Raw genomic sequence first — 6,380 nt, forward strand, 5'->3', positions numbered from 1 at the left:
CGACTTTGAATCTTTTGCTTTGTTTTTGCATTGAGCTTAAGTAAAGGAGCGTTTTGAATCATGCAAACCCCAATTGTTGACGCCATTGCTACTGCCGATAGCCAAGGGCGCTACCTGAGCAACAGCGAATTGCAAGCCATCAATGGCCGTTTTCAGCGAGCTGCCGCCAGCATGGAAGCCGCCCGCGTCCTGAGCAGCCGTGCCGACGAGCTGGTGCGCGGTGCCACCGAAGCGGTTTACGCTAAGTTCCCCTACACCACCCAGCCGGGCGGGCAGTGCCACACCCAGGCCGGCAAAGACAAGTGCGCCCGCGATGTGCGCCACTACCTGCGCTACATCACCTACTGCTTGGTAGCCGGTGGCACCGGCCCTCTGGACGAGTATCAGTTGGCCGGGATCCGCGAGATCAACGCCGCTTTTGAACTCTCCCCCAGTTGGTTTATCGAAGCCCTGCGCTACATCAAAGCCAACCACGGCCTGACCGGGCAAGCGGCCACCGAAGCCAACACCTACATCGACTACGCCATCAACGCGCTCAGCTAGGCCCTTGGCTTGGGATCCCCCTTGACGCTGGCCAGAAGATAGCTGGCCGGTCGTGCAGGCGCCGGGGGACGAGGTTGTTGAGGGCAACGGTGGTCAGCCTGTTACGGAGTGGAGAGTTCCTTTTAACCGGGTGGGTTTAAGGGGCAGTCTCTCCAGCGAACGAGAGGGCACCGCTGTTGCTCTCATTCAGCTTAGGGCTTTGGCTTTTGTTGATCTCCAAACACAAGCTTTTTGTCAAGTCAATTTGCAATCTGTATTCATCCAGCTCAATCGGGGGAACTAGCATGAGTGCAATCACAGCGGCAAGCCAGATGGGCATCCGGGGTATTACGGAGACCACCCCATTGGAGTTGCGTCCCAATGCCAGCCAGGAGCAGCTCAATGCGGTGCTGCGCGCCATCTATCGTCAGGTGCTGGGCAACGATCATTTGTTTGGGGCGGACAGGAAGGAGCTGGCCAGTGCGGAATCCTTGCTGCGCCAGGGCAGCCTGACGGTGCGCGAGTTTGTGCGACTGATCGCCAAGTCCGAAGCCTATAAGAAGCGGTTTTTCTACCCCAACTCGCAAACCCGTGCCATCGAACTGAATTTCAAGCATCTGCTGGGTCGCGCTCCCACCAGTCCTAAAGATATCGCCCGCCACCTGGACATCTACCAATCGGGCGGCCACAGCGCCGAGATCGACTCCTACATCGACAGCCCGGAATACCTGGAAGCTTTTGGCGACAACATCGTCCCCTATCCGCGCGGGTTTGAATACCGCAAGGCCCATACCACCCGCGACTTCACCAACCTTTTTGCCCTCTACGGAGGCTACGCCAACAACGACCGCTCCCAGGGGCCCAGACCCCGCTTGATGATGCCTCTGGCCACCGGCTTTACCCCGGCCATTCGCCGCATCGGGGTGCGGGGCCTGCTGCCGCCCAGCCCCATTTCCAAGCACCTGGGGCCGCCAACGGGCCAGTCGGATCGCATGTTCTGTGTGGAAGTGACCCGACTGTTGAATCCGCCTTCAGCTCTGGCCACCTCCAGCCGGGTGCGCAAATCCAACCAGCAGATCTTCGTCTCCGCCGATCAACTGTCGGCGACGATGCAGCGGCTGCTCAAATCGGGCGCCAAGATTGTCAGCGTCCGCAGCGCTTGATCCCTTCTGCGTGTTTTCTTCGTTGTTGACTTCATGACCACTGCTGTTCCTTCGGATCCCAATCCGTCGGTGGATCTCACGCCGGCTGGTCAGGTCGCCAAGCTGCGCCACGGGGATCCGGGGGAACGCTACTATGCTGCTTGGTGGCTGGGGCGCATGCGCATCCCCGAAGGGATCCCGGCCCTGATCGAAGCTCTGGCGGATGAAACGGATCGCACAGCTCAAGGGGGATATCCGCTGCGGCGCAATGCTGCTCGCGCCCTGGGCAAACTGGGATCCCTTGCCGGGATCCCAGCACTAAAAGGGGCTTTGTTTTGCTCCGATGGCCAAGTGGTGGCAGCCGCCGCCCAAGCGCTGGTGGAGATCGCTCTGGCCAACAACCTCGATGGGGATCCTGAGGAAGTGGAAAAGCTGGGATCCGCTTTGCTGGAAGGGCTGCGCTTTGTGGAGCAAGGGCTGGAGACGGAAGCGCAAGCCGCCCTAGAGGCGATTATCGAGGCTCTTGGTCACCTGCAAGTGGCCGCTGCCCTGGAGCCAATCCGCCTTTACCTAGAGCACACGTCCATTCGTTTGCAATGCGCGGCAGCGCGGGCCTGCTATCGTCTGACTGGGGATCCGGCTTTTGCCCAGCGTCTGCTCTCGGTATTGGAGCACACCAACATCCACCTGCGGCGGGCTGCTCTCCTGGATTTGGGGGCCAGCGGCTATTTGCCGGCGGCACAGGCCATTGCAGCGGCGGCGGTGGAGTCCAACATCAAGCTGCTCGCCCTCAAGCAGTTGGTGGAGATGAACCTAAAACACCAAGAATCCCCCAGCGCCAAGCTGCAGCAGGTGCTGCGGCTGATCGACGAGCTGCTTTGAGCTGCAGGCTCTTGCAGGCTTTCTGTAGAGGTGTTCCCCAAGCGCTCCTCGCTGCTATGGCGAGTGCTCACAAAGCAACTAGAGCAGACGTTCGGTTGCTGCTGGTGCCGCCTGCCTATTCTTCGCAGACCTGCCGGTAGGTCAGGAAACCCCACCCGCCCATGCGGTGGGGTAGTCCATGTGCTCAGTAACCGCAAGTTGACACCAAAGGGATGATTTTGTCAAAGTGAATACAGAATAAAGTTAAGGCTTACCCTTTCAGCTTGTTTTTGTCTTTTCGGTCGCTTGGGTTGCGTGAAGGAGAGATCCCCTTTGGGCAGCCTTGAGGTGGCGGCTTTTTTAAGCTCTTTAGAGAAAGTAAAGATCGATCAACTGAACCAAGGGAGTTTTCCTATGCAACTGACCTATCGGGGTATTGCCCATGAGTTTGTTTCACCCTCTGCGGCGATTCAGAATCGGCAGGGCGTGCCGGCTCGGCATCGAGGTTTGGAGTGGAGCTGGCCAGCTCAATCCGTAGCCGTGGCGCTGCCTCAGTCTTTTGCCTTCATGTATCGAGGTGTGGCCCTCCAGTCTGAAACAAGGGTGACGGCGGCGAGCCCTGAGGTGAAAGGGATCCCGGCAGCAGTTGTCTCCCCTCAAGCCTCTTCTCGGAAACACTTTATGAGCTTGGTTGAGGAAACCCATCGGCGGAACCTGCTGCACCGGCTGCAGGAGCGCATCCGTTCTGCCCAAACCCGTGGGGATGAGCATTTGTTGCAGCAACTGGAGCAGGAACGGCAACTGTTGGCTTGAGGGCTGCCCTCTCTTATAAAAGGAGCCTGACGGAACCTGCAAATGCCGCATAATGGGGGACGGTTCCCAGGGATGTGGTGAGGGATCCCGGCAGCCGTTGGTTGTTGAGGCAGGGGTTAGGGCAGCGTGATAGAGGAGTCCGCCACGCAGGAGTCTTCCGCCCTGCCGTCCCGTTCTTTGCTCTCGGTGGCAGGGCTGGTGGCAGGGGCCACGCTGCTCAGCAAGGGCATGGGGTTTGTCCGGCAGGCTCTGATCGCGGCAGTCTACGGGTCAGGGCCGGAGTACAGCGCCTTTAGCATAGCCTACGTCCTGCCCGGCTTTTTGTTGATCTTGCTGGGTGGGATCAACGGCCCTTTCCACAGCGCCATCGTCAGCATTCTCAAAAAACAGCGGGATCCTGGCAGAGAGGATCCGACCGTCTGGCTGGAAGCGATTTCCACCCTAGTGGGCTGTTTGCTCTTGGCGGTGACCTTGGGCCTCTGGTGGGGAGCCGACTGGGTGGTGCGCCTGAATGCGCCAGGGGCCAGCCCCGAAGTCCACGCTTTGGCCGCTGCGCAACTGCGGATCATGGCCCCCCTGGCCTTGCTCTCGGGCTGGATTGGGATCGGCTTTGGGGCGCTGAATGCGGCCGAGCACTACCTCTTGCCCGCCCTCAGCCCCCTGATCTCCAGCTTGGCGGTGATCGGGATCCTGGTCACGTTGGGGTGGACAGGGATCCCGACGTTGCTAGCCTGGGGTGTGCTCATCGGCGCCATTGCCCAGTGGCTGGCGCAGGTGCCTCTGCAGATGCGGCTGGGGCTGGGGCGGCTGCGGCTGTGCTTTGAGTGGGGATCCCCGCAGGTGCGGGCGGTGGGCCTGCTGATGCTGCCGGCGGTGATCTCCTCCGGCATGATCCACATCAATGTCTACGTGGATCTCTTTTTTGCTTCTTTCGTGCCCGGGGATCGCACCATCGGCAACTTGGGCTATGCCCAGCTTTTGGTGCAAACCCCCCTGGGGATTCTCTCCAACATGGTGCTGGTGCCCCTGATGCCCCTCTACGCCCAGTTGGCGGGGGATGGATCCCGTTGGCCGGAGCTGCGCCAGCGCATCCGCCAAGGGCTGATGGTTACGGCCATCCTCACCCTGCCCCTTGCGATGGTGTTGGTGGCCCTGGCCGAACCTATCGTTCAAGTGGCCTACCAGCGCGGTCGCTTTGCGCCGGAGGTGACGCAGGAGGTGGCGGCCCTGCTGATGGCTTATGGGCTGGGGATGACCTGTTACCTGCTGCGGGATGTGTTGGTGCGCATCTTCTACGCCCTGGAGGACGGGGCTACACCTCTGCACATCAGCGGCCTGGCCATCGGCCTGAATGCCCTGCTGGACTTCCTGTTTTTGCCAACCTTTGGAGCACCGGGCATTGCCCTGGCTACGGCAGGCGTTAACCTGATGGCTCTGATTGGCCTGGGGATCCGCCTCCACCGGCGTCTGCCGGGGATCCCTTGGCGGGAGATGGGGCAGGCCCTGCTGCCCTTGCTGGGGATCACCACCTTGGCCGGGGCCCTCAGCCATTGGCTGTGGACGCAACTGCGCTCCCAGCAGATCCTGGGATCCCCTTTGATCACCACCGCCCTCTGGGCCGGTCTGGCCGCCGGCATCGGTCTCAGCTTGTTTGCGGCGGGGGCCCTGTATTTGCGGATCCCGGAAGTGAACTGGCTGGCAGCCCGGATCCAGACGCGCTTGAGCAAGATTGCCAGCCGGCGATCTCCATCCAGACCCTAGGCAGGCCCGACTAGCTGATGGCTTCGAGGTAGTCTCGCACCCGGTTGCGCCGCTTCGGCTGCCGCAGTTTTTGCAGGGCTTTGGCCTCGATTTGCCGTACCCGCTCCCGCGACAGATCCAAGGCGCGACCAATTTCCGCCAGCGAGTAGGTGCGCCCATCTCCCAAGCCAAAGCGCATGCGGATCACATCCCGCTCGCGGCTGGTGAGATCCGCCAGCAACTGCTGCAGATCGCGATGCAGGGCCTCCCGCATCATCGTCTCTTCGGGGGAGATGTCGTCGGTTTCCAGCAGATCCCCCAGTTCGGTGTCTTTGTCTTTGCCCACCTTAGTTTCCAGAGAGACCGAGCGCGGCACCCGTACCAACAGCTCTCGTACTTGAGGCGGGGTCATCTCCAATTCGGAGGCGATATCTTCAATGGTGGGAGTGCGACCTTTTTCTTGGGAGAGCTTGCGCTGCGCCTTCTTGATCTTGTTCAGTTTCTCGGTGATGTGGACGGGCAGGCGGATGGTGCGGCTCTGGGTGGCGATGGCGCGGGTGATGCCCTGCCGGATCCACCAGTAGGCGTAGGTGCTGAAGCGATAACCCTTCTTGGGGTCGAACTTCTCCACCGCCCGCTCCAGGCCCAGCGTGCCCTCTTGGATCAAGTCCAGCAGTTCCAGGCCTCGATTTTGGTACTTCTTGGCCACCGACACCACCAGGCGCAGGTTGGCCTTGATCATGTGCTCTTTGGCACGATTGCCAGTCCGCTGGATCTGCTGCAGCTTTTCGGGGGTGAGGTTGGCCCACTCGGGGTATTGGTTGGCTTTGGCCACCCATTCGGCGGGAGTGGGATCCCGTCCCAGCTCCTTCTGCAGGCGCAGGCGTATGTCCAAGAGCTTCATGTAGTCTTGGACTTTTTGGGCCAGGGCCACCTCTTCATCGCGCCCCAAGAGGGGAACACGCCCGATCTCCTGCAGATAGAGGCGTACCAAGTCGGTGGAGCGACGAGTCGGCTCCTCTTCCAAAAACTCGCTTTCGGCCAGATCGACCTCTACCTCCTCCGGAGGATCGAGGAGATCGCCATCCAACAAAACATCGTTGAGTTCAGGTTCGTAGTTAGACATGTAGGGTGTTGCTGAAACAGCGATAGAGGCAGGCCGTCAAGTGGGCTGAGCAAGCAGTGGTGATGGCTGTAGAGCCGGTTGGGCTTAAGTATTCCCCAGTACCGAGGGCTTCGCGCTATCATCATCCAAACGGATGAAACACTGCCCTCAGCCCGACTTCATGCCCATACTTCACA

6 protein-coding genes are annotated in these 6,380 nt (G+C 60.5%); 5 read left to right on the forward strand and 1 reads right to left on the reverse strand.

What is annotated here, in order from left to right; translation table 11 throughout:
• The first annotated feature begins 60 nt into the window (after nucleotides 1-60).
• The 5 genes from NW857_RS05505 (at nucleotide 61) to murJ (ending at nucleotide 5,099) form a co-directional block, all read left to right on the forward strand.
• Complete coding sequence (locus NW857_RS05505; RefSeq protein ID WP_011434281.1) at nucleotides 61-543, forward strand: phycocyanin subunit alpha; 483 nt, start codon at nucleotides 61-63, stop codon at nucleotides 541-543.
• A 284-nt stretch (nucleotides 544-827) separates the two neighbouring features.
• The gene (locus NW857_RS05510) at nucleotides 828-1,685 is read left to right on the forward strand and encodes a phycobilisome rod-core linker polypeptide (RefSeq protein WP_414332329.1); all 858 of its coding nucleotides are present in this window, start codon (nucleotides 828-830) and stop codon (nucleotides 1,683-1,685) included.
• Between the two features lie 33 nt (nucleotides 1,686-1,718).
• Nucleotides 1,719-2,546 (forward strand): HEAT repeat domain-containing protein, encoded by an 828-nt coding sequence (locus NW857_RS05515; RefSeq protein WP_414332331.1) that lies wholly within the window; start codon nucleotides 1,719-1,721, stop codon nucleotides 2,544-2,546.
• Between the two features lie 393 nt (nucleotides 2,547-2,939).
• On the forward strand, nucleotides 2,940-3,338 hold the full coding sequence (locus tag NW857_RS05520; protein WP_414332333.1) for a DUF4278 domain-containing protein: 399 nt from the start codon (nucleotides 2,940-2,942) through the stop codon (nucleotides 3,336-3,338).
• Between the two features lie 126 nt (nucleotides 3,339-3,464).
• Nucleotides 3,465-5,099 carry a murein biosynthesis integral membrane protein MurJ gene (gene murJ / locus NW857_RS05525; RefSeq protein ID WP_414368221.1) on the forward strand — a complete coding sequence of 545 codons (1,635 nt, stop codon included), beginning with the start codon at nucleotides 3,465-3,467 and terminating at the stop codon, nucleotides 5,097-5,099.
• A gap of 10 nt (nucleotides 5,100-5,109) precedes the next feature.
• Here murJ and sigC read toward each other — a convergent pair whose 3' ends face one another.
• Complete coding sequence (sigC, locus tag NW857_RS05530; RefSeq protein ID WP_414332336.1) at nucleotides 5,110-6,204, reverse strand: RNA polymerase sigma factor SigC; 1,095 nt, start codon at nucleotides 6,202-6,204, stop codon at nucleotides 5,110-5,112.
• Nucleotides 6,205-6,380: the final 176 nt, after the last annotated feature.

Origin of the sequence: Synechococcus sp. H55.9 (genome assembly GCF_047462355.1) — a bacterium.
Lineage (GTDB): Bacteria > Cyanobacteriota > Cyanobacteriia > Thermostichales > Thermostichaceae > Thermostichus.

What these genes read in the sequence shown, in the direction of transcription:
- NW857_RS05505 (WP_011434281.1), top strand. Translation starts at nt 61, where the DNA reads ATGCAAACCCCAATTGTTGACGCCATTGCTACTGCCGATAGCCAAGGG.
- NW857_RS05510 (WP_414332329.1), top strand. Translation starts at nt 828, where the DNA reads ATGAGTGCAATCACAGCGGCAAGCCAGATGGGCATCCGGGGTATTACG.
- NW857_RS05515 (WP_414332331.1), top strand. Translation starts at nt 1,719, where the DNA reads ATGACCACTGCTGTTCCTTCGGATCCCAATCCGTCGGTGGATCTCACG.
- NW857_RS05520 (WP_414332333.1), top strand. Translation starts at nt 2,940, where the DNA reads ATGCAACTGACCTATCGGGGTATTGCCCATGAGTTTGTTTCACCCTCT.
- sigC (WP_414332336.1), bottom strand. Translation starts at nt 6,204, where the DNA reads ATGTCTAACTACGAACCTGAACTCAACGATGTTTTGTTGGATGGCGAT.